This is a genomic window from Adhaeribacter aquaticus DSM 16391 (assembly GCF_000473365.1).
GTDB lineage: Bacteria > Bacteroidota > Bacteroidia > Cytophagales > Hymenobacteraceae > Adhaeribacter > Adhaeribacter aquaticus.
This window is the reverse complement of the sequence record NZ_KI421517.1, coordinates 1,352,343-1,374,268: the sequence shown is the minus strand read 5'-3', so window position 1 is coordinate 1,374,268 and position 21,926 is coordinate 1,352,343. Positions and strand designations below refer to the sequence as shown.

The 21,926-nt window shown below is 39.4% G+C and carries 24 protein-coding genes; 8 read left to right on the top strand and 16 right to left on the bottom strand.

The window, feature by feature from the left end; translation table 11 throughout:
• Window positions 1–9: 9 nt before the first annotated feature.
• The 6 genes from ADHAQ_RS0107995 to ADHAQ_RS24940 all read right to left on the bottom strand — a co-directional run bounded on the left by ADHAQ_RS0107995 (window position 10) and on the right by ADHAQ_RS24940 (window position 3,652).
• The gene (locus ADHAQ_RS0107995; RefSeq protein WP_026462489.1) at window positions 10–762 is read right to left on the bottom strand and encodes a ZIP family metal transporter; all 753 of its coding nucleotides are present in this window, start codon (window positions 760–762) and stop codon (window positions 10–12) included.
• A 160-nt stretch (window positions 763–922) separates the two neighbouring features.
• Window positions 923–1,189 carry a heavy metal-binding domain-containing protein gene (locus tag ADHAQ_RS24950; RefSeq protein ID WP_034256684.1) on the bottom strand — a complete coding sequence of 89 codons (267 nt, stop codon included), beginning with the start codon at window positions 1,187–1,189 and terminating at the stop codon, window positions 923–925.
• A 37-nt stretch (window positions 1,190–1,226) separates the two neighbouring features.
• Window positions 1,227–1,526 (bottom strand): hypothetical protein, encoded by a 300-nt coding sequence (locus ADHAQ_RS24945; RefSeq protein WP_034256682.1) that lies wholly within the window; start codon window positions 1,524–1,526, stop codon window positions 1,227–1,229.
• Between the two features lie 76 nt (window positions 1,527–1,602).
• The gene (locus ADHAQ_RS0107975) at window positions 1,603–2,076 is read right to left on the bottom strand and encodes a YcxB family protein (protein ID WP_026462488.1); all 474 of its coding nucleotides are present in this window, start codon (window positions 2,074–2,076) and stop codon (window positions 1,603–1,605) included.
• A gap of 227 nt (window positions 2,077–2,303) precedes the next feature.
• The gene (gene nadC / locus ADHAQ_RS0107970; RefSeq protein WP_026462487.1) at window positions 2,304–3,167 is read right to left on the bottom strand and encodes a carboxylating nicotinate-nucleotide diphosphorylase; all 864 of its coding nucleotides are present in this window, start codon (window positions 3,165–3,167) and stop codon (window positions 2,304–2,306) included.
• Window positions 3,168–3,247: 80 nt separating this feature from the next.
• The gene (locus ADHAQ_RS24940) at window positions 3,248–3,652 is read right to left on the bottom strand and encodes a DUF4783 domain-containing protein (RefSeq protein ID WP_051359787.1); all 405 of its coding nucleotides are present in this window, start codon (window positions 3,650–3,652) and stop codon (window positions 3,248–3,250) included.
• Between the two features lie 139 nt (window positions 3,653–3,791).
• Between ADHAQ_RS24940 and gpmI the strand changes: the two genes are divergently transcribed.
• The 3 genes from gpmI to ADHAQ_RS0107950 all read left to right on the top strand — a co-directional run bounded on the left by gpmI (window position 3,792) and on the right by ADHAQ_RS0107950 (window position 7,499).
• Window positions 3,792–5,318 carry a 2,3-bisphosphoglycerate-independent phosphoglycerate mutase gene (gene gpmI / locus ADHAQ_RS0107960; RefSeq protein ID WP_026462486.1) on the top strand — a complete coding sequence of 509 codons (1,527 nt, stop codon included), beginning with the start codon at window positions 3,792–3,794 and terminating at the stop codon, window positions 5,316–5,318.
• A gap of 58 nt (window positions 5,319–5,376) precedes the next feature.
• Window positions 5,377–5,922, top strand: coding sequence for a hypothetical protein (locus ADHAQ_RS0107955; protein WP_026462485.1), 546 nt, complete (start codon window positions 5,377–5,379; stop codon window positions 5,920–5,922).
• 83 nt (window positions 5,923–6,005) lie between these two features.
• Window positions 6,006–7,499, top strand: a complete 1,494-nt coding sequence (locus ADHAQ_RS0107950) for a M43 family zinc metalloprotease (protein WP_026462484.1) — start codon at window positions 6,006–6,008, stop codon at window positions 7,497–7,499.
• 15 nt (window positions 7,500–7,514) lie between these two features.
• Here the strand turns inward: ADHAQ_RS0107950 and ADHAQ_RS0107945 are convergent, their stop codons facing one another.
• The 4 genes from ADHAQ_RS0107945 to prfA form a co-directional block, all read right to left on the bottom strand.
• Entirely contained in the window at window positions 7,515–7,943 is a 429-nt protein-coding gene (locus tag ADHAQ_RS0107945) for a secondary thiamine-phosphate synthase enzyme YjbQ (RefSeq protein WP_026462483.1), read from the bottom strand.
• 11 nt (window positions 7,944–7,954) lie between these two features.
• A complete protein-coding gene (locus ADHAQ_RS0107940; protein ID WP_026462482.1) occupies window positions 7,955–9,361 on the bottom strand; it encodes a right-handed parallel beta-helix repeat-containing protein in 1,407 nt (468 codons plus the stop codon).
• 80 nt (window positions 9,362–9,441) lie between these two features.
• Entirely contained in the window at window positions 9,442–10,032 is a 591-nt protein-coding gene (locus ADHAQ_RS0107935) for a DinB family protein (RefSeq protein WP_026462481.1), read from the bottom strand.
• 130 nt (window positions 10,033–10,162) lie between these two features.
• Window positions 10,163–11,233: a peptide chain release factor 1 gene (gene prfA, locus ADHAQ_RS0107930; protein WP_026462480.1), complete on the bottom strand. Its 1,071-nt coding sequence runs from the start codon at window positions 11,231–11,233 to the stop codon at window positions 10,163–10,165.
• A gap of 160 nt (window positions 11,234–11,393) precedes the next feature.
• On the opposite strand from prfA, the gene ADHAQ_RS0107925 reads away from it, so the two are divergent.
• The 3 genes from ADHAQ_RS0107925 (at window position 11,394) to ADHAQ_RS0107915 (ending at window position 12,706) form a co-directional block, all read left to right on the top strand.
• Window positions 11,394–12,026 carry a c-type heme family protein gene (locus ADHAQ_RS0107925; RefSeq protein ID WP_157433372.1) on the top strand — a complete coding sequence of 211 codons (633 nt, stop codon included), beginning with the start codon at window positions 11,394–11,396 and terminating at the stop codon, window positions 12,024–12,026.
• A gap of 115 nt (window positions 12,027–12,141) precedes the next feature.
• Complete coding sequence (locus ADHAQ_RS0107920) at window positions 12,142–12,459, top strand: thioredoxin family protein (RefSeq protein WP_026462478.1); 318 nt, start codon at window positions 12,142–12,144, stop codon at window positions 12,457–12,459.
• A gap of 4 nt (window positions 12,460–12,463) precedes the next feature.
• Window positions 12,464–12,706: a DUF6952 family protein gene (locus ADHAQ_RS0107915; RefSeq protein WP_026462477.1), complete on the top strand. Its 243-nt coding sequence runs from the start codon at window positions 12,464–12,466 to the stop codon at window positions 12,704–12,706.
• An 84-nt stretch (window positions 12,707–12,790) separates the two neighbouring features.
• Here the strand turns inward: ADHAQ_RS0107915 and ADHAQ_RS0107910 are convergent, their stop codons facing one another.
• The 4 genes from ADHAQ_RS0107910 to crtD form a co-directional block, all read right to left on the bottom strand.
• Entirely contained in the window at window positions 12,791–13,402 is a 612-nt protein-coding gene (locus ADHAQ_RS0107910; protein WP_026462476.1) for a hypothetical protein, read from the bottom strand.
• A 159-nt stretch (window positions 13,403–13,561) separates the two neighbouring features.
• The gene (locus ADHAQ_RS0107905) at window positions 13,562–14,182 is read right to left on the bottom strand and encodes a TetR/AcrR family transcriptional regulator (RefSeq protein ID WP_026462475.1); all 621 of its coding nucleotides are present in this window, start codon (window positions 14,180–14,182) and stop codon (window positions 13,562–13,564) included.
• A 315-nt stretch (window positions 14,183–14,497) separates the two neighbouring features.
• Complete coding sequence (locus ADHAQ_RS0107900; protein ID WP_026462474.1) at window positions 14,498–15,130, bottom strand: carotenoid biosynthesis protein; 633 nt, start codon at window positions 15,128–15,130, stop codon at window positions 14,498–14,500.
• A gap of 8 nt (window positions 15,131–15,138) precedes the next feature.
• On the bottom strand, window positions 15,139–16,605 hold the full coding sequence (gene crtD, locus ADHAQ_RS0107895; RefSeq protein ID WP_026462473.1) for a 1-hydroxycarotenoid 3,4-desaturase CrtD: 1,467 nt from the start codon (window positions 16,603–16,605) through the stop codon (window positions 15,139–15,141).
• Window positions 16,606–16,753: 148 nt separating this feature from the next.
• Between crtD and ADHAQ_RS0107890 the strand changes: the two genes are divergently transcribed.
• On the top strand, window positions 16,754–17,494 hold the full coding sequence (locus ADHAQ_RS0107890) for a hypothetical protein (protein WP_026462472.1): 741 nt from the start codon (window positions 16,754–16,756) through the stop codon (window positions 17,492–17,494).
• Between the two features lie 113 nt (window positions 17,495–17,607).
• Window positions 17,608–17,898, top strand: a complete 291-nt coding sequence (locus tag ADHAQ_RS0107885; RefSeq protein WP_026462471.1) for a hypothetical protein — start codon at window positions 17,608–17,610, stop codon at window positions 17,896–17,898.
• Window position 17,899: 1 nt separating this feature from the next.
• On the opposite strand, the gene ADHAQ_RS0107880 is transcribed toward ADHAQ_RS0107885, so the two are convergent.
• Window positions 17,900–18,334: a hypothetical protein gene (locus ADHAQ_RS0107880; RefSeq protein ID WP_026462470.1), complete on the bottom strand. Its 435-nt coding sequence runs from the start codon at window positions 18,332–18,334 to the stop codon at window positions 17,900–17,902.
• A 505-nt stretch (window positions 18,335–18,839) separates the two neighbouring features.
• The gene (locus tag ADHAQ_RS0107875) at window positions 18,840–21,785 is read right to left on the bottom strand and encodes a DEAD/DEAH box helicase (protein WP_026462469.1); all 2,946 of its coding nucleotides are present in this window, start codon (window positions 21,783–21,785) and stop codon (window positions 18,840–18,842) included.
• Between the last annotated feature and the right edge of the window lie 141 nt (window positions 21,786–21,926).

The following is a 21,926-nucleotide window of genomic DNA, read 5'->3' as shown; positions in this document are numbered from 1 at the left end:
TGTAAACTCTTAGTGAATCCAGTCACTGGCTAAGGCCAGCAAAGCCCCAACCAAGGTAGCCAGAATTTTATTGCGGTTAAACCGGTGCTCAGGGCTGGTTTCAAAAAGAATAGTAGTAGAGATATGTAAAAAATTACCAGCTACCAGACCTGATAAAATAGTAAATACTTTTCCATCCTGCAGTTGCTCTGGTATTACATAATTACTAAATAAAATACCAATAGGTGAGGCTATTGCGAAAACGAGCAAATACAAAAAAGCCTTCCGAAAATTATTTAACCGGAAAACCAAAATAGACATCAACGCAAAAGCTGCAGGGATATGATGAATGGCTATTCCTGCCAGTACCTGGTAAAAATTCTCAACTAAATGGGTATGAGGGGCTACCTGCCGATTCTCTACTAATATACTTCCTTCCAAAAAAGAATGAATGGTAAGCGAAGCCAGTAACAGATACGGTACTACCCCCGTTTCCTTTTCATGGGGATGCATGTGCATGTGCCCGTGCTCAATACCATGCGAAAATATCTCCAGTATTAACTGCAAAAAGAATCCAGCTAAAATATAATACCCAACCTCATGCGGGTCCGGCGCTCCTAACAGCACATCGGGTAGGATATGAATAATAGTAAGCGTAAACAGGTAAGCGCCACTGAAGGCCAAAATAATCTTTAGCCAGTGTTGTTTACGTTGTGGGAAAAATCGTACCAGCCAACCTGAGAAAATTACGGTAAAGAAAAGAACCAGTATTGCTATCAGCATCTAACCGAATAACTAATATATAGTGTGTATTTACCTTCTAAAGAAGGATTTCCAGGTACTTGCCTGCAACATACAGGCAAAACCACTTGCTTAGAAACTACTAAACAGGAAAAAGGCAGGTAGAGCTACCTGCCTTTAACTTAATATTTACTTTTAAGAACTAGTTTGTTTTTAAAGAGTCCTGGGCAGGTTCAAAATCAGGATTTTTTACTAGATCCATATCACAAACCTTACACTTCCCGGGCTCGTTGCTGCCACTGCCTTCACACTTCATCGGGCAAACATAGGCTAATTTCATTGTCGGATCGGAAGCATGTTCATGCTCCGTTGCCGTAGCTTCTGTTGTTTCCCCGGCACCGTTTCCAGTACAAGCAGGAAGCAAGGCTAAGTTAAATAGCAACACCAGTACGCCTAATATATTCTTCATGATATTACTCCTTCTCTCCCAAGACCACCAACAAATATTAATTGTGGTTTTCTACGTTTTGTTTATGCTGAGTTTTTTCTTCCTGGGTTACATCCTTATTTTTAGTGTCATTGCTGATTTCATTGGCATGTTCGTCATGATTTAACTGAACATCCTGCTGCTTATCATGCGCGCTTTTATCTTCAGCATTATCCAGGTTAGGGGTATCGCGGGTTCCTGGAGGCACTGCATCTACCGATACTTTTTTGCCCGGACGTAAATCAGATGGTTCGCTGCTGCAGGAAACTAAATATAAGCTGCATGCTACAAAGGCTACGGTTAAAAAACGTTTAGTCATCTTTCGTATTTTTTATTTTATAGGTTGCTGCCTTATCCGGGCAGTTAGCTTGTACGTGATATTTATAATTATTTTTCTAAGCTATCAAATTTTTACGCTTCAGGTATGCTTCCATCAGCTTTATATCATTTGAGCTATTAAATATCCTGAATGGCAGGTAAATAAATTGAGCTTTGGAAAGGGTAAGCAGAAAATGATCCTCTTCTCTTTTCGCACTTTTAACCATTTCCCAGCTGATGGGCATTCCCTGACGTTCGTTTAATTTCATCAGAATTTGCCGGCCATCAATCTCGTAAGACAGTTTCTCAAACATAACCTTATTCTGCTCTACCTGAGTAACACCCGTAAACTGTATAGCCCAGAACAACAGGTATAAAACTATGATTAAAATAGCTCCTGAAATAAACCACCATGAAGGCCAGATAAAAGCTAAACAAGCCACAGCTATCGGACCAGCAACATACCACCATTGCTTGCGCAGTAGTTCGGTCATTGCCATTTTTATATATTGACTGGTTTCTAACTTGTACTTTTTGGTTTTAATAAGCACGCGAAAAAAATTAAAATTTGTAACTAGAAATTAAGAAGGCCTCTTTTGAAGTTCCCCCTTCCTGATTTCGAGCACAAAAGTAGTTAAAATTTAGCTTTTAACAATTAGCTTTTAGTTATTACTGGCACGTTAGCCAGAGTTATTTTTAGATTTCGGCGTTCTTTATTACTAAGTTTACAAAATCAGGACCTACTTCCCTCACTTCTGCACAAGAATGCCTTACTTATTTATTTAAAGGCTTTCAGGCTTAGATCTAAACTTTTAATAGAATGTGTTAAGGCTCCGACCGAAATATAATCTACTCCCGTAGCTGCTACGGCGGCAATGGTTTCTTCATTGATTCCGCCTGATGCCTCAGTTATATAACGGCCATTAATCAGTTCCAATGCCTGGCGCATCAAATCCGGACTCATATTATCTAACATAATACGATCTATTCCACCAGTTTCTACGGCTTGTTTTACCTCATCAAGATTGCGGGTTTCTATTACAATGCGCAGACTTTTACCAGTTCGGTTTAAGTAGTCATGGGTGGCTCCAATAGCCTGCCGGATTCCACCTGCATAATCAACATGGTTATCCTTCAGGATTATCATATCAAATAAACCATACCGATGATTTATCCCGCCGCCAATTAATACCGCCCACTTCTCCATCATTCTGAAATTAGGAGTTGTTTTGCGCGTATCCAGTAAACGAGCTTTGGTTCCGGCTATTAATTCGTTTAAATGGTTAGTGTAAGTGGCAATCCCACTCATCCGCTGCATGCAATTAAGCAGCAATCTCTCTGCCGTTAAAATAGATTGAGCTTTACCTGCAACGGTAAAGGCAACATCCCCATATTTCACCGGCGTACCATCTGTCAGTAAAATAGTAAGCTTTAAGGCAGGATCCACGACTGAACAAATTTTTTGAGCCAATTCTACCCCAGCTAAAATGCCATTGTCTTTAACCAGCAAGCGAGCCTGGTTTTGAGCTGATTCTGGAATAGCGGCTAAGGAAGAATGGTCGCCGTCGCCAACATCTTCGTGCAAGGCAGTTTGAATAAACTGGTTAATTGCTTCTTCGGTTAAATAACTTGGTTTTTCCACGGTGTAAAAATAAAAAGGCTCGCTATATGTTTGCGAGCCTTTCTTACTTTTTATTCCGGAAGTAGTTACACAATACCGGATTATTTCTTCGTAAAATCAATTGTATCAATTAAATAAACCCCTCCCACCTGTTTTACTACCACAAAAACCCGATGGAGCCCGGTTTTACTATTATAAGTACCAATTGCATACCGCTGCCCTTTATCAGAACCGCCCTGATGTTCAAATTCAAACCCTACCGGTGGATTCTTGCTAAAAAAATCTTTTAAAACAAATTCTGCCTGGGTTTTGCTATATGGAGACTTATCACCATTTAAACCAATTTCTACTGTGCTGTTTAAAAACTTAGCCAAATCACGGGAAGAACCATTTTTGATAGCTGTTCTTATTTCGCCCGGTAAGGCTGCCTGCGCGCGTGCTGTTTCTGTGCCCAATATTCCGGCAAGCATTAATCCTAAAATCAGCACAAGCTTTAAATATTTCATAATTTTAGTTAACTTCAATACTACTCCAGACAAAGCGAAAATTATGCCAAGCCTTCTATTTCGTTAAAGTTTATATATCAGCCCGCCGACAAGTTAATAATTAATTCTACATTTTACTAGACCTTAGTATATTTGCGCCATGAACAAGAAAGTGATATTAATTATACTTGATGGTTGGGGCATTTCTACCAACAAAGAGGTTTCGGCCATTGACAAGGCCAATACTCCTTTTATAGACTCTCTTTTCCAAAAATACCCTAATTCTACTTTAGAAGCATCTGGCGAGGCCGTTGGTTTACCGGAAGGGCAAATGGGTAACTCCGAAGTAGGACACATGAATATAGGTGCCGGCCGGGTTGTATACCAGGATTTGGTTAAAATTAATAAGGCTATCCGGGAACAAACATTGGCCCAACAGACTGTGCTCGCAGATGCCCTGGATTATGCCCGGAATCAGAATAAAAAACTTCACTTTATCGGCTTAGTATCAGACGGTGGTGTGCACTCGCATATAGAACATTTGAAAGGTTTACTTTCTATTGCCGCTGAAAAAGAAGTACCGGAAGTATATGTACATGCCTTCACGGATGGTCGGGATACTGATCCCAAAGGAGGCTTAAGATACCTTACGGATTTACAAAGCCATTTAAATACTACCGGAGGTAAAATTGCTTCTGTAGTAGGGCGGTATTATGCCATGGACCGTGACAACCGGTGGGAGCGCGTAAAAGAAGCCTATGATGTAATGGTTAACGGCACCGGCACACCGGCTCAGGATGTAATTGCAGCGGTACAGGCTTCTTACGAGGCAGGCGTAACTGATGAATTTATCAAACCTATTGTGGCTGTTGATGCTACTGGTAACTCGGTGGCTACCATTCAGGAAGATGATGTGGTTATTTGCTTTAACTTCCGGACCGACCGTGGTCGTGAAATTACGCAAGCTTTAACCCAACGTGACTTCCCAGAGCAAAACATGCAGAAGTTAAATCTTTATTATGTTACGCTAACGAATTACGACGACTCGTTTGTAGGGGTACAACCAATTTTTGATAAAGATAACCTGAACAACACACTTGGCGAAGTAGTATCCAATGCAGGTCGTACACAAATAAGAATAGCCGAAACCGAGAAATACCCGCACGTTACTTTCTTCTTCTCAGGAGGCCGCGAAGCCGAATTCCCGGGCGAGAAACGGCTACTATGCCCATCACCCAAAGTAGCTACCTACGACCTGAAACCAGAAATGAGTGCCTACGATATCCGGGATGCTATTGTACCGGAACTGGAACAAAAAACCGCTGACTTTATTTGCCTAAACTTTGCTAATCCGGACATGGTAGGCCATACCGGCGTATTTGAAGCCGCTGTTAAAGCCTGCGAAACCGTAGATGCGTGCGCTCAGGCAGTAATTTCTACTGCTCTAGCCAGCGATTATACTTGTATTGTAATTGCTGACCATGGTAATGCCGACATGATGATTAATCCGGATGGTACTCCAAACACGGCTCATACTACTAATCTGGTGCCTTTTATAGTTGCCAGCAACGACTACACAGGTACCTTGAGCAGCGGCAAATTAGGCGATTTAGCTCCTACCATTTTAGAATTAATGGGCGTTGAGCAACCTGTTGATATGACCGGAACTTCATTATTACAACATTAATATTTTGGCTTTGCCTAAATATTCACTCTTCATTAGCATTCTGGCAAGCATTTTTTCTTTGAATGCTTGTCAGAATAATGCTGACCAGGCCCATAAGCAGGGAGCTACCGGCCAGTACTTTAATGTGGCTGCTTTTATACAGGATCAGGTTAATGTACTTAACCAACAAAAGCCTGTAGCTACTAAAACTGTAGCCGAGAATAATACCTCAAAGGAGAGCAAAACACTTCGAAATTTAAATTGGCAAAAAGAACTGGAATCTTTTTCGGAGCTGGATATAAATAAACCAGCTTTACGAAACAGCTACACCATTCAGAAAAAACAAAATGTTGCTGGTTATACCACCGAAACGTATACAAAAAAACCAGAGACAGATGGTGATATACAATTTTTAAGTGTTACCAGAGATTTGCAGGGGCAAGTAAACAAGATTAAAGCCTTAAGAACCAGCTATAATACCTTGATTTTTTCCCGGAAAGAATTAGAACTGGAGTGTTATACCAGGAATGGGCAAGCTATCGTTAATAAATACCAGATAAAAGGGGTACAAAAATCTGTATTTTTTGACTCGCTTCGGTATGTAATATTTACAGAAATACGGTAAATTACGATTGCCATTTAAAAACTGCACCCGTTTAAAAGGAAACCAGGGGCTTTACCCAATATATTTGAACCAGCTATTCATTTATGCCAAGAATCATTGGGTTTTTAGTTTTGCTCCTGTTTCTGGCAGTACCTACGCAGGCTCAACTTACTCCACCTATTGTTAGCAGAACCTGTGGGGCTACCCATCAGCGCGATAAGTTAATCCGGCGGTACCCGGAAACTAAAACGCATATGGAAAATGCCCGGAAAGCCGCTGCTGCTTTTGCCCAGAATTCCCAAAAGGCCAGGCTAACCCAGCCTGTTATTCAAATTCCGGTAGTCTTTCATGTTCTTTATCATACTCCCGAAGAAAATATAACTACAGCTCAAATATTGTCTCAACTGGAAGTATTAAACGAAGATTACCGCCACCGGAATGCTGATTCAGTAAAAACATTACGTCCATTCAAAAAATTAGCCGCCGATACCCAGATTCAATTTTGTTTAGCCATAGTAGACCCTAATGGGCAACCTACTACCGGTATTACCCGCACCTACACCGATTCTGTATCTTTTGATTTAGAAGATAACATGAAGTTTTCCGCTACCGGAGGAAAAGATGCCTGGAACACAAAGAAGTACCTGAATATTTGGATTTGTAACCTAGGTAATCAGGTTTTAGGTTATGGACAGTTTCCAGGAAGTCCGGCTAATATAGATGGTGTTTCCTTATATTATAAAGCAGTGGGCAGGTTTCCGGCTAACCCCAACCAGAACTTTGCTTATAACCTGGGACGTACCGGTACTCATGAAGTAGGACATTGGCTGGGTTTGGAGCATATCTGGGGCATAAACTTCGGCTGCGACGACACCGATGGTATTGACGACACGCCCAATCAGGATGATGCTACCACTGGTTGCCCTACCGGAACCAGAATATCCTGTAACAATGCCAGCTTAGGAGGTGATATGTACCAGAACTTTATGGATTACACCGATGACGCCTGTATGAATTTGTTTACCAGGGGGCAGGGCACGTACATGCAAGCCATAATTAATACTGCCCGGCCTGGTTTATTAAGTTCAGTCGTTTGCGCTAATCCATTACAGGCCGATTTTTCTGTTAGTGATTCTGTTATTGTAACCGGTTCTACAGTGCAGTTTACAGATAATTCTATCGGCATCCGGGCTAACAGCTGGAAATGGGATTTTGGCGGAGGTATTGCTAATAGCACCAGTATTCAGAACCCTACTGTTACTTTTCCGGAACCCGGCAAGTATACTGTAACGCTTACAGTTTCTGCAGGCAATATCTCTGATACCGAGACTAAAATTAATTATATACTGGTAACCCCCAACGAGCCGGTTATTTATCCGAACCCTGCCCGAGATATGGTAACCGTAGTGGTACCAGCCAATTTGGAGGTAAATTCTATTATGCTGTTAAATTCCCTGGGCCAATCTATCCGGGCCGGCAACGCTCCAGGTAAAGAATTAACAATTAACCTGGCGGGTTTAGCGAATGGAATTTATTACGTCAGAATTATCTTACACACAGGGCAGGTAATAACCAGGAAACTGATTGTTCTTAAATAAAATCAGAAAAACTAATTACAAACTCTGGCCTTGTAGTGTAACCACTATCCAGCGGCGTGTGGCATGGTCGCGGTGCTCGCAAAGGTAAATACCTTGCCAGGTACCTAGATTAAGTTTTCCATTGGTGATGGGTATGGTAACGGAATTACCCAAAATAGATGCTTTTAAGTGAGCCGGCATATCATCAGAACCCTCATCATTATGTCGGTAATAAGGAGCATTTTCTGGTACCATCTTGTTAAAGTGGCTTTCAAAATCCATTCTTACCGTAGGGTCCGCATCTTCATTAATGGTTAAGCTAGCCGAAGTATGCCGGATAAAGACATGCGCCAGGCCAACTTTTATCTTTTCGATTTCAGACATTTCAGCCACCACCAAATCTGTTATTAAATGAAAACCCCGCTTTAATGCCGGAAGTCGAAAACTCTTTTGGTACCATTCCATAGTTCTAAGGGTTAAGGAAGTTCGTAGGTGCCTATATCCGGAGCCGTTGCATCCCGGACTACATCTTTTATATCTTTTTGTATATCCGGTAATGGTTTAGCCGCTCCATTGGCTTTTGCCCCGGCAACTAAGCTGTAATCGTATTTATAATTACGGGTAGTTTCTGGTGTATTTTTGAAGCCGGGCTCCTGATTAATTAAGTTAGTTTTATTTAACACATTTTTATACCGCTCTGTTTGCAGAATGTTATGGGTAAAAGTTGTATCCAGAGTAGTTCCACCGGTATGTTGCAAATGCATTTCTTCTGTTAGGCGCAGCCCTCTTTTACCAGCCCAAATAATAGAATTGACCATTGCTATTTTAAGCCGGTAGGTTACTTGCTTTTCTTGGTCTGTAAAATAAAAGGAGGGAGTTTCGCGCTTAAATTCGGGTGTATAATTAGCAATGGTACAATATTTAAAACTATAAGTACCACCTCCTAAACCAGCTACAGCATATTGTCCACAATTGGTTATAAGCGAATTAATTACTTCCACATCGGCTGTATAGCTCAGAATACCTGCCGTAAACATATTTTTAATAATACAATTCTCCAATACAACATCATAAGTATTGGCATTCCGGTCGCTGTTATTAGCTAAAATAGCAACATTCGCATTTCTTATATCAGCATACCGGATTGTGTTGTTTTTGCTTTTTCCCAAAAACTGAATACCCGACCATTGCCCGGGAACTTCGTTGTAAAAGGGCTCCAACCGGTCTCCATCAAATATTACCCGCTGGTCGGAGGTGCCTTCTATGCGTAAAGTACCGCTTATTTGCAGAGCAGCATCTTTATGCGCATAAATCCGGGCTCCCTTCTGAATGGTAAGGGAACATCCGTCTTTCACCTTAATATTTCCGTATATTACATGAGGCTTATCGGCAGCCCAGGTAGCATCACAAGGCAATTCGACATCCCGATAGAAATAGGCCTCCTGCCCATAGGCTACCAATTTTACATCCTGAACTTTATTATTGATTTTAAAACTAATAGCATCCTGTACCAAGAAAGGCGCATTACTATTGCCCGGCTTAATCTTGACTTTTACCAGCACATATAAGCTATCCTGGCCCCGGATACGCACCTGGCGGGCAACCGGGCCATCTACCCCATCAATAATAAGGGTATAGGGCGAGTTGGTAGCATTTCCTAACCTGATCTCGTCTACCTCAACTGCATTTTTATTAAAGTTATAAACTGTCAGGCGCCTGGTTACACTGCCTGTTTGTACAAAAACTGTATCAAACAACACTGAATCAGCTGAAAACTCTAAATCTGCTTTGGGATTTCTGATTACTACCTCCTCTTCCGGCTCGCAAGCTACCAGACCTACCCAAACCGAAATTAATAACAAAAAGCCAATGAGGTAATTCACAGAATATTATTGAATGTACTTATAACAACCATTCTTACGCCATCCTTCCCTGGGTGTTATAAATAAGGTTGCCAGAAGGGTTATTTTCTGGAGAACGAATTATTTTTAGTATTTATTGGGAATGATTGGTTTTTCAGGACGCGTTTAGCCTGTAAAAAATGCCTTTCTTCGTGCGTTACACAAATATTAATACAATCCTTCAAGCTAAAAGTAATTAGCCCCGAAATAGGTGAGGCTACAATAACTTTATCATGTTTAACTTTATCCGTTGCCGTAATTTGTCGGATAAATTCTTCCTGGTGATAGCCAAAATCAGTAACAACAGTACCTGGTATATTACTGGCCGCAGGTTTAAAAGCTCCGGGTGTCTTCAGTTTTTTGGCAGATGATGGGTCTAAGGCTTTTAGCATCATCCGGCCGGTTAGGGCCGGTAAACCTGGTAAATTACCTAAGAAAGGTTTCTTATACCTACCGTTATGGATAGACGCAAAAACAGGGAAATATAAAATATTGGTCTTGATTAAATGATCAAGGCATTGCCCAATGCTCCACGCATCTGCCGATGGCTTCCAGTTTAGCTGCTCTGTAGTAAGGCCCCCAAACTCACTTTTAACCTTTCTAGATATCAGGTTTAGCTCATAAACCACATCCGGCAAATAACTGTTTTGCATCTCCCCTAACCAAGTAATTAAGATTTAGAAGTATTAAATTGTTTAATCGTCAGGCTTGTATTGTAAAGCGAATAACAATTAAACAATTTAATCAGAATAGCTATCATTATAAAAGGTTACGGTTAAAAAATTACGCAACCCCTTCTTTTAATCTCTCGGCACTTTCAGCAATACGCAACTGTTCCACAAAGTCGTCAATGTTACCATCCATTACAGAAGGTAGGTTATAAACAGTATGGCCAATCCGGTGATCGGTAACCCGGCCTTGCGGATAGTTATAGGTCCGGATTTTATCTGAACGATCGTTGCCACCTACCATGCTTTTTCGTTGCGCACCTTCTTCTTCCAGTTTTTTAGCCAACTCTACTTCATAAACCCGCGAACGTAAAACTTTGAGAGCTTTATCAAAGTTTTTTAACTGGGATTTCTGGTCCTGGCACTGCGCCACAATACCAGATGGAATGTGGGTTAAACGAACGGCCGAATAAGTAGTGTTTACCGACTGCCCACCTGGTCCGGAAGCACAGAAAAGGTCTTTTCGGATATCGTTCATGCTCAACTCTATATCAAACTCTTCTACTTCTGGTAATACCACCACACTGGCTACGGAGGTGTGAATACGACCTTGTGTTTCGGTAGCCGGTACCCGTTGTACCCGGTGCACACCTGATTCAAATTTAAGCTTGCCGTATACATCTTCGCCGGAAATACTGGAAATAATTTCTTTATAACCACCGGAAGTACCTTCCTGTGCATCAATCAATTCCATTTTCCAGCCTTGTTTCTCAGCAAAACGAGAGTACATGCGGTGCAAATCACCGGCAAAAATAGAGGCCTCATCGCCGCCAGCGCCAGCTCTGATTTCAATAATAATGTCTTTACTATCGTTCGGGTCTTTTGGAATCAACAGGTTTTTAATCAATTCTTCCATTTCATCCAACTGCGGAAGCAGCTCGTCCAGCTCTTCCTTCGCCATTTCCCGAAATTCCTCGTCTTTTTCGGTAGCAATTACCTGCTTGGCATTATCAATATTGCTAATCAGGTTTAAGTATTTTTTATATTCAATTACGATCTTTTCAAGGTCTTTATATTCCTTGTTAAGCGATTTGTATTTCTTCATGTCGCTCATAGCATCCGGCTGTATGAGCTGCTGGCTAACATCTTCAAAACGCTCTTTGATCGCTTCTAATTTATCTAACATTTCTTTAGAAATTGTGTTTTAACTGCAAAGATAATAAATAACATTTGTGAATGCACAAGAGTTGCATATGAGCAACAAAGGTTATTTCTAAAGCAAAAATTTATTTGGTTGTACCGTAATATAACTGGCAGGGTTTAACTTGCGTCTAAAATCCATAACCATGCTATACAGGTTTTGTTTTCTGTTACTTCTCGTTAGTTCAGTGCTATTTGATTCTGGCTGTAAACCTAAAAAACTGGAGAATGGGAAAGAAATTGCTGATGAGTTTGAGCGAAGATCGGTAAAACGTATTACCGACAAACAAATATTATCAGAAGCCACCCGGATTGGTGACAGCTTAGTTTTTATTGCTGATACGCTGTTGCACACCCGCCTAACCCAGGCCTTTGAAAATGGAGGTATAACTCAGGCCCTAACTGTTTATCCGCCGGAAAAATACGCTGAAATAACTTCTATGGCGCAGGAATTACAAACTAAGCTTACACGGCAAACAGACCACCAGAGCAAACTTACAACCGCCCAAACCCAGCGCTTAAGCCAAACAGAAGTTTTATACACGGCTCCTATCTATCTAAAAAATACTTGCTTAAAATGCCATGGCCAGGTTAATACAGATATTGCAACAGCCGATTTTGCCACCTTACAGGCACAGTTTCCAGGTTATAAACTTAATGGCTTTAAAACCGGCGAACCAATAGGAAGGTGGCACCTGCCGTTAAAGCGGCAGGTAGTACTAGCTAGCTTAACTATGAAACGTGGCAAAGATCAACGAATCCGGAACCTGTTTAAATAACTAACCCTAAACATAATAAACCTAATAATCTTTCTCATTAGGACTACGTATAGTTGATGCCAATTAAATAAATTACGTAATTTTGTACAAAATTTTAAGTAAACCATTTAGAAATATGGCAATTATTCAAGCAACCGATTCTGATTTTAATAATATTCTTACCTCTAACGAGAAAGTTATTGTGAAATACTATGCCGACTGGTGTGGTAACTGTCGTTTATTTTCTCCAAAGTTTAAGCGTATGTCGGATAATGAGCAGTATAAAGATGTTACTTTTGTTGATGTAAACGCTGAACAAAGCCCGGAAGCCCGCAAAGTAGCCGGTGTTACTAATTTACCTTTCTTTGCTGTATTTAAAAATGGCGAATTAGTAGATACAGTAGCCGCCAGCAAAGAGGATGCGGTAACTAATTTAATTAATAAATTAAACTAAGCTTATGAAAATACCAGCTATAAAAAAGTTAGTCGAAACGCAAACTATTGAGTCGCTGCGCCACGCTGAAGAATTACTACTGGACGAACAGCAACCAGATTTTGAGGTAGAGGGTTCTGATGAAGGCGAACAATTAACGCATGTTTTTGGCGCCATCTGGATTTTAAACCACATGCACGACCACCAAACAGACTTTAAAACGGCTCTGCGGGAATTTACGCAGAAGGTACGCGTTTCTATTTCATAGAATATAACTAGAACCTAAACAAGAAGGCCAGCTACACTAAGTGCAGCTGGCCTTCTTGTTTAGGTTCTGAATGTACTTTATAACTTATAACCTATTCCGGGTAAAATATTCTTCAGCTAACTTGGAGCCACTTTCCGTGCAAATACCTCTTACATAATATAAATAGATGCTTCGAAAAACTTCCGCTAAATTATATCTTTCAGGCGGAAAAATAGCCGGGTTTAACATCATATTCAGTTGTTCTAAAATAATTTTAGTAACTAACTGAATATTTACATCCCGCCGAAAGCTACCTTCTAATACGCCCCTGTTTATAACGTCGTGCACCTGGGGGTAAGAATAAGAATTTAAATGCTCCAGCGAAATGGCCCAAGCTTTAGGGTATTTTTCCTGCAATTGCTTATAATAAACAGGATTGGTTTTTTTAACACTTTCAATACCGTCCTGCAATAAAAACATAATGTCTTCTACGGCATTTTTGGAATGGGCAAAAGCTTTGGCGTGCTCCTTCTTTTGGTTTTCCAGGTCATACATTACTACCTTATTCACCATATCCTCCATTCCGGAAAATAACTCCTTAAAAGTAGCCTGGCTAATATCAAGTCTGACCAATATATTCTGTTCATTGAAATCAGCCAAACCTTCTGTTTTTACAAGATTAACTGCCTCTTGCAAAACGGTATCTCTTAACATCATTTTATTTATACGTCACGCTTTTTAGCCAATTAGCAAATACAATCAGCCTTTAATATTGATACTTCCTGAATTATTACTGGTTAAAAATAGAAAAATTAATTAGATTCTACTCAATATTAATTTGTACCTGCTCCTATGGAGGAAGAGAGAAAAACTTGATTAATCAAAAATGTTATGAACAAATAACTGATCGGCTTTATGTAACCCTTTCTCAGTACAAATACCGCGTAAGTAAAACAGGTAAATGCTTCTAAACACCTCGCCCATATTATACCGATGTTTAGGAAAGAGATGAGTATTATGCATTACATTAATTTGTTCTATCAAAACCTTCGTCACAATTTCAATATTTAAATCCCGACGAAGTAACTGTTGATCGATGCCTTTGCTAATGAGGTCGTAGAATAGGTAATAGCCGTACATTTGGGCATGCCGCAGATAAGTTTGCCATACCTCCGGGTACAAATATTGGATCTGAATAAAATAAGAAGGATGTATATTGGCTATTTTAAGTGTATAGTGGCGCAGTATTTTAATAATTTCCTCTACAGCATTGTCTGTATTTACCAATACTTCCTTTTCCTGATTTTTCTGGTCTTCCAGATCAAATTCAACTGCCTGCCTCAGAAAGCCTTCTTTGTTTTTGAAATGAATTTTAAAGTCTTCCTCAGATAAATCAAAATCTTCGCATATCTTTTTTCCGGATATACTTTTTACCCCATTTTTATAAAAATAGGACATGGCTTTCCTGAATAATGCTTCCCGGCCTGCTAATACCATATTTCTCTATTGAAGCTTTACTATTTTAAGTATCTAAAATTTAAAACAAGATAAAAACTTTTAACACATAATTAGTTTCCAAGCTTAAAAAAGATACATTTTAGAAAATATTCAATAAAATTTACCATTTTAGATTACGAAAACACAAAATTAATGGAGCAAGGGAGAAGGTTTCAGAGATATTTTAAAGAGTTACCTGCGAAAGCTAAAGCGTACTGAAAAGGGTTACCGTTAAAGCTTTATTTTCACCTTTTACCACTTCTATCAAGCAAGTTTGTTCTTTTATTGTTTAGCGCCTTACTACTAAACCAGTAATTAAAACATTAGATTAAATCCTAAAAAGAAAAAAAACTGGGTAGCATATACATATTTAGCCATGGAGTTGGCTTTCTGGAAATCGGCTTGCTGAAAGTAAATCTGCAACAAAAAGCCTACTCCTAACCATCCCCAATAATTGGTAGCGGGTATTTGGTAATTGTGCCAGGTCCAGAAATTTAAAATGGCGGCAACAGGCTCAATCAGTAAATCCAGTAATACCATAAAACCGGCAGCTAAAAATGCTTTTATAAGCCAATGCCATTTAAAAGGCGTTACCAACACCCCTGTAATGTACACCAGCATTAACCAGTTAAGCGCTATAACCAAGGGTACATCCCACAGCTTGGGCCCCAAGCCGTTTCCATAAACGTAACTACCAAAAAGCAGATTGGTATGAACACCTATTAATTCTACCACAAGCCCTACCGCAAATGCAACAGCAGCAAAAAGAGTAAATGATAGATTCCAGGTCTTATGAAAAGAAAACAGGAGAAAAGCTGTTATTGCCAGATTAAAAGCTGTTAAATCTAAAAACCAGTTACGGTACGGACTAAATGCGATTCCAAAAAAACCGACCACATGCAAAATTATTAGTACGGTAACCGCTATTACAAGCTTTTTATCTTTCATATATTTATCTAGTTAGCTGGCACCAGATCGCCTACTATTTTAGCAGATAGCAAACATAACGGAATACCACCTCCCGGGTGCACACTGCCTCCACAAAAGTACAGGCCTTTAACACTGGAGCTAAAATTAGCATGACGTAAGAAAGCCGCCATTTTGTTGTTAGAGCTACTGCCATACAAAGCCCCGGCGAACGAAGACGTTTGCGCTTCTATGCCCCGCGGATCCCAGATTTGTTCTGCTTCTATTAATTGGTCTAAATTTACCCCAAGAACGGCTGATAATTTTTGAATCACATTTGCCCGTGTTGTCCTGATTAAGTTATCCCAGTCCTGGCCTTCGTTATGCGGTACATTTACCATTACAAACCAATTTTCACATTCTTCCGGCGCATCTTCCGGCGAATATTTAGAGGTTATGTTTACATACACGGTGGGGTCCAGACTTATATCCTTTTCCTGAAAAATATGTCTGAATTCTTCCTGATAGTTTTTGCTAAAGAATATATTGTGCAGGTGCAATTCAGGAAAGCTGTGGCGTATTCCCCAATAGTATATTAAAGCAGAACTGGAACGGGGTTGTTGCAAGGTGTCTTCGGGAGCGGTTACACCAGGCAACAATTTGCGGTACGTAGGTACAATATCCATATTACTTACTACCACATCAGAATTGTAAAGAGCTTTAGCAGTACGTACACCCGTTATATGGTTATTTTCAACCACTATTTCCTTCACCGGCTCCTTGTACTTAAACACCACACCAAGTTCCTCGGCTAATTGTACTAAGCTTTTGGCAATAGCATAAATGCCCCCAGTTGGATAATAAGCCCCGAGGTTATGTTCTAAGTGCGGAATCAGATTTAACGTAGCCGGAGCCTGATAAGGGTCTGAGCCATTATAGGTAGCAAACCGATCCAGTAGTTGTACAAAACGGGCATCTTGGAAGGCCTGAGCATTAGCTTTGTGCATGGTGGTAGTAAGCCCCAAATCCGGCAGAACCGGTATGGTTTTCAAAATATCTTTACTCAGGTAGGTTTTTACCTTATGCAACGACTTGTGCAAAAAGGTATCAGCGGTAGCGTTATAAATGCGGGCACTTTTATGTAAATACTGCAATACATCTGCCTGCGGAATATTAAACGTGGCTTCTACCTCCCGGGCAAATTGAACAGGCTCGGCATAGGCCGTTAATCGGGTATTGTCAGCAAAAAAGTATTGGGTAATGATATCCAACTTCTGATACTGAAAATAATCGCCTGGATTTCTATCAGCCAAAGTAAATAGCTCGTCTACCAGGTGCGGCATCGTAAATAACGATGGCCCCATATCAAACCGGTATCCGCCCAATTGAAACTGCTTCATCTTGCCGCCAAAGGTTTCGCTAGCTTCAAAAACGGTAACGGCATACCCTTTTACTGCTAATCGAATAGCTGCAGCAATACCACCTATACCAGAACCTACAATACCGGCTTTTTTCACGCCTGTAAACTAGTAAATTTATATTTCCTGTGTTAACCTGAAAAGGTTAAAATAGTTTAAAATAACTGCAAATTCAGATATAACTACCTATAAATAAATTTATTATTTTTTACTTTTATAACTTCTTAATTTTCTTTTAATTAAGAGAATGAAACAATGCTTTACCCTTCCAGTAGTATTATTTTTATTTTTTGCTTCTTACGTTAGCCAAGCTCAACATCTATTTAAAGAAGTTCATCCCAAACTTATTGCCTCCGAGGTTAAACTAAAAAAGGAGAAAGTTAAAGCTCCCGATAGAGGCGTACGCAAGATTTTAACCCACAAAAAATTTAAGGAGCTTACCCAGGAGCATAAACAGGTAGCTATTTTACCTATTGATATTATCATTGATAAAGACCCTAAATACCATACTCCTGTTCAGGAATTACAACACCGGGCTTATTTAGAGGCTCAAAATGCTTATCCTGTTTTATTTGCCTGCTTACAAAAAGAAAAGTATTTTAAAATAAAGAATATTACTATCCAGGATATCTCCAGAACCAAACAATTACTGGAAGAAAATAATATTACGGCTGAAAGCTTGAAGACTCTATCAGCTCAACAATTGGCCTCTGTGTTAGGTGTTGATGCTATTGTTAGCTGCACCATAGAACGGGACGAAAAGCTGGTTTCCCAGGCTAGGTTATTTGAAAACCTGAAGCGCTTTAAAAAAATGGCAGGCCCAAGTGCCGGCAAAGCCATCGTGAGCTTGCACAACGGCCAAACCAACGATTTACTTTGGCAATTTGAAAGAGAGTTAACCTCTACACTTGGCAATAATTTTGAACAAACGGTTTTTCATTTAGGAGAAAAAATTGCCCTAGACTTTCCTTATTTCCGTTCATATTAGTTGCTTTTAAATTCTACCTATGCGGTATACCATGTACGCCCTTTTAAGCTGCTTAACAGTAAAAAGGCCGCTTGCGTAAACCCTTATTAGCACTATAACTACTATATCTTTCTATGACTTTGCAGGAATTTAAATCTTCTTTATCAAACGGAAATCCTCCCGCAGGCTTAAGCTCCGAATTAAAAGCTATGTGGTACGACGGAAAAGAAGATTGGAACCAGGCTCATGAAATTGCGCAGGAAGTAAATACGGCTCCCCATTGCCTGGTGCACGCTTATCTGCACCGGAAAGAGGGCGACCAATGGAATGCCAACTACTGGTACAACCGCGCAGGCCGTAAAATGCCCAACGTTTCGTTAGCTCAGGAGTGGGAAATTATTGTGCAGGAATTTTTAGTGGCTTAACCTAATTAAAGACGGATTTATAGATAGCTTTCCTGCGGGCAAACTGCACATACATAAATGGGTAAATTAGCCAATCTATAATTTTGGAGAAAGTTTTATATTCTATTAAGTCGCTTATAACAGCGCCGCCATTGTGTTCAGTAATCAAATGCTTGTGTTGCCAATACCGCAATGGCCACGGCAAATTTTGTCCCAAATCAATAAAATAAGCAGCCTTCTCAGATTCTTTCCGATCTAAAATAAAACTTGCAAAGTATTGCCGGAATAGGACAAAGTCTAACTCGACTGCAACCAAATCTCCTGGTTCAGTTCCATCAAATCGTAGAAGTTTAAGCTTAGGATAAGGAGGAGCTAAATACAAAAACAATTCTCGATCGAAGTTATAAAAAACAGTTTGAAAGTCTTGCCCTACGGTTGTATGTATACTAATTTTCACAAATCATTCGCTAATTTCTTTCAAACAGCATTATTTTAGGATTACAAGTTATTACTTTATATATAATATTTTATATAACTTTAATAATTTTTAGCCCTTTATATTTTTATAAAATATATTTAATTGATAACTAACTAATTGCATAAGCTAATACCTTAAATATTTATTAGAAATATTCTTTGCTGATCCTTTATTTCCCACTTATATCATTAACAGCTTTCAGCTAAACTTCATAATTTTGAATTAGCTACTATTAACAATTTTAGATTTCGTCAAAAACAAGAAACAGGTTCGCTAGTTAATCTTATTAATTCTTCTGTATAAGGAAGATAGCTTTAACTTAAATTTCTGTACTTAACCACCAGTATTACACATACCAGAACAAGCATTCATGCTAATTTCCTTATCTCTGGATATCCCATTTTACAAAATAGTCCTACAACAGCAAGGCCAGAATATTACGTTCTGGCCTTGCTGTTGTAGGACTACTATTACTATGTTTTCGTTAACTTAATAAGTTTTCTATATCATCCTTGGTTAAGTTTTTCATGATAGCCTCATCCGTAGAAATAAGATCCGTAACTAACTGTAACTTCTTATTCTGAAGCGCCAGTATTTTTTCTTCTACCGAATCTTTGGTAATAAATTTATAAGTAAATACGGTATTTTGTTGGCCAATGCGATGCGCCCGGTCTACAGCTTGGGCCTCAATGGCTGGGTTCCACCACGGGTCAAGAATAAAAACATAATCTGCGGCCGTTAAATTCAACCCTACCCCACCGGCTTTAAGTGAAATCAAAAATACGCGAATGCTTTCATCATTCTGGAAACGTTCTACCTCCCCCTGTCGGTTTTTAGTACTGCCGTCCAGGTAGGTGTAAATTATCTGTCTTTCGTGTAACGCAGAACGTACAATTTCCAGATGCTTAACAAATTGACTGAATATTAACACCTTGTGCCCTTTGGCCACTACATTGCGAATCATCCGGATAATTTCTTTCATTTTACCGGATTCACCTTCGTAAGCTTCATCAGCCATCCGCGGATGATTCGCAATTTGTCTTAGTTTCATTAAGCCCTGTAAGAGCATAAACTGCGTATTGTTGGTCCCTTTTTCTTCCAGACTTTTCAGGATTTTATTCCGGTAGAAAGACTTGGTTTCTTCATAAGCATGTTCCTGTTCTTCCGTCATTTTGCAGTAGGTAATATGCTCTACTTTTTCTGGCAATTCAGTAGCAACCTGCGACTTATGCCGCCGCAAAATAAATGGTTTTATCAGCGAATGCAGTTTCTTGGTTTTGGCTTCGTCTTTATCTTTTTCTATGGGCTTCAAAAACTCTTCTTTAAAGAAATTTTGATTACCTAATAACCCCGGATTTATAAACGACATCTGCGACCATAAATCCATTGTGCTGTTTTCTACGGGTGTACCCGTTAGAATTAACTTGTGCTTGGACTTTAATTCGCGAACGGCTAAAGAAGTATTTGAGCCAGGATTTTTAATAGACTGCGACTCGTCCAGGATTATATAATCAAAATAATAACTTTTAAGCAACTCCTTATCTAATCGCACAATACCATAAGAAGTAAGAATAAGATCGTAGTGCTTAAATTGGGAAACGGTTTTATCGCGATAGGTCCCAGTGTAATTCAATACGCGTAACTCAGGGGTAAACCTTTGAGCCTCGTTTAGCCAGTTATATATAAGCGAAGTAGGCATTACCAGCAGGGAAGCGCTCTGGGCTCCATTTTCCTTTTGGTATTGTAGCATTGCCAGCGTTTGTACGGTTTTTCCTAAACCCATGTCATCAGCTAAACAACCGCCAAATTTATAGTCTTTTACAAAGTGCAGCCAGTTATAACCCGCTTTTTGATAGGGACGCAGACTCCCTTTAAAACCAACTGGTAACGGCTTATCGTCAATAGTATCAAACTCGCGCAGTTTTTCCAGTTTACGCGTCATGGTTACCACAGCTAGGTTGCCATTCTGCAACTCATTTACAAGCGCCATGTGGTGTTTGCGCAAGGTTAATTCCTGCTCGTCGCCGTCCGAAAAAGCAAATAGTTCTATGTATTGGGTAAACCACTCGTCCGGAATAATGGCTATTTGTCCGTTAGGCAGCTTGTATTCGTTTCTCCGGTTCAGGATGTAACTCTTTAGTTTTATAAAAGGAACTTCAAATTCACCGAAATGAACTGTTCCGTAAATGTCAAACCAATCGTTGTTTTCCTGGATGCCGACACTAATTTTTACCTCACCGATAAAATAATTTTTATTGCTGCCCCCATTTAGCTGTTTAATGGTAAAGCCGAGTTCCTGTAATTCCTGTGCGTAATTATTCAGCCACGAAAAAGCCAGATTTTTGTCTAAAACAGCTTTGCCATTTTTAACTTCTAATGCCCGTTTGGTTAGCTCTTTTACAAACTCTTTTTCATTATCTATATCCCGTATTAGCCGGTGAAACACATAAGAATCAGAAGTTTTTTCTACGTTTACACTTACCTGCTTTACATCCTGATTTTGGATGGTATAGTCGCCGTATTTAAAGGACAGATTAAAAACAATTTTTTCAGTACTGCCGTTTTTACCGTTTCCATTTAAAAGTCCGTTACCATTTACAAACAACTTTGGGTTGGCAGCAGCATCTATTATCTCTGTAAAAGTTAAATGCGGGTTTGGTTCAAACTTCTCCGATTTTATATCGAAGCCTTTGGCATAAACATCAAATTGTTCTACCAAAGGAGCCACAAATTTCTGGTAATACGCTTCCTCCACTTTCCGCGGTATCAAGATAAATTTCTTATTCAGAAAAGGCTGAAGCTTTTTACCGTCTACATCTTTTTGGAAACTGTATAGCACATCGTTCAATAATAACCACGCAGGGTCATTACAAACCAAAACAGCATTTTTATATTGGAAATCTAACTTTTCGCCACCAAACTTTATAGTGGGAAAGTAATGCGTATTTTCTTCGTTGCGTCTGAAATGAAATAGAATACTGGCTTTATCCTGAGCCAGATGTATTGGTTTCCAGGTAGGTTCACCGTCCTTTCCCATAATAAAAACCTTTTTATCATGGCATAATAAATCCAGAATCTTGGCAAGCCGGCCTTGCACGAAGCTAATAATAGTATCTTGTAAAACTTTATCGCCTTTTTCGGAATCAAACGTTTTAAGGAAGAAATCAGCAACACTAAGCTTTTTAGGGGAAAACTTCTTCACCACTGCTTCCTGCTGAATTTGATCTATTAGACTTATTAATTTAAAATCTACTGCATCTAAGCGCGAGGAGAATTCAGTGGCATTTTTAGCTGAAATATTTTGGTGCTGCAGGGTAAGCTGATTTTTACTATTTACCTGCACCACATATGACTGGAATAAATAGCCCAGGTATTCGTGCTCAAACAGCGAATAAACAATCTGAAAAGGCTGTGTAGTGAATACCTTCATCGGTTCTAATATAATCAGACGATTAAATTAATAAATTATTTCAAATAATCTATTTAAATCGTATTATTATTTTATTAAACCAATCATTATTATAAAAAATATATAGGCAACGGCTACAATCGTTAAATATTTTGTATTAAT